The sequence below is a fragment of the Leisingera caerulea DSM 24564 genome (genome assembly GCF_000473325.1).
GTDB classification, from domain to species: Bacteria; Pseudomonadota; Alphaproteobacteria; order Rhodobacterales; family Rhodobacteraceae; genus Leisingera; species Leisingera caerulea.
Genome location: NZ_KI421513.1, coordinates 8822 through 9157 on the forward strand (window position 1 = coordinate 8822; position 336 = coordinate 9157).

General features: G+C 61.6%; 1 pseudogene. It reads right to left on the reverse strand.

The annotated features are described in order from the left end of the window. Positions 1–336, reverse strand: a pseudogene (locus CAER_RS30045) (hypothetical protein); the annotation flags it as partial.

Genomic DNA, 336 nt, shown 5'->3' on the forward strand with positions numbered 1-336 from the left:
CGAGCTTGCGCGACCGCTTGTCCCGGTGGCCGCGCCATGTGTCGATCAGCAGTTTCTTGACCGATTTGAAGTCGACGCCGAATTCATCCGCAACAGCACGAGCGCCCACCCGCATCACCTGCTCGAATTCTGCGATCTCCTGACTGATCAGCTTTTTAACTTCCAGCTCGACTTCCGAGGCCAGGACATACAGGCCTTCGGCTTCGGCATTCTGGCGGCGCAGTTTGCGCGCTTCTTCAACTGCCTTTTGCGTGCGGGCGAGGCTGTAGCCGTCCTGATCCTCTTCCGGCAGACGGCGCGCACCGGCGCCGATCTCAGACTGGCCCAGCGGCAGCT